Annotated in this window: 1 pseudogene; it reads left to right on the plus strand. The window is 29.1% G+C overall.

Annotated features, from left to right (window positions below):
• Nucleotides 1-346: 346 nt before the first annotated feature.
• Nucleotides 347-564 (plus strand): annotated as a pseudogene (locus CD150_RS11800) (transglycosylase); the annotation flags it as partial.

Below are 564 nucleotides of genomic sequence, written 5' to 3' on the forward strand. Positions count from 1 at the left end.
ATATAAATTCAATCTTCCTTATATTTAAAAATCATAAAAAGTAATTATTTATTAAGGTGAAAGTGAATATTATTTTCACACTAATTACATTGTCATTACATATTTGTAAAAGTAGAATAATAGTTCCTGATTGATGTGTTGGTTTTTTGAATGGAATTGAGGTACGTGATCAATGTAATTGAGGCGTAAAAATTCTAGATATTTTTTAATTTCACTGTAACCCACAAGCTTTTTCCAGATGTTACAGTAGGGATTAGCAAATTTGATAAAAGTAATTTTGCAAAATCGAAAACACAAATTTAAACACAAATTTAAAAGTATTATCTCTTAGGAGGATTTATTAATAATGAAAAAAACAGTATTAGCTTCAACGTTAGCAGTAGGACTTGGCGTAACAGGAATCGCAGCAGGAAATTCAGCAGATGCGTCTGAACAAGGTATCGATCAAGCACAACTAGCTCAACAAGCACAAAACAATCCTGAACAATTAAATGCTGAGCCAGTACATGAAGGTGCTTATAACTATAACTTTAATCAAGATAATTTAAATTATAACTTTGAATC

The sequence above is a fragment of the Staphylococcus ureilyticus genome (genome assembly GCF_002902235.1).
In the GTDB taxonomy this organism is placed as follows: domain Bacteria; phylum Bacillota; class Bacilli; order Staphylococcales; family Staphylococcaceae; genus Staphylococcus; species Staphylococcus ureilyticus.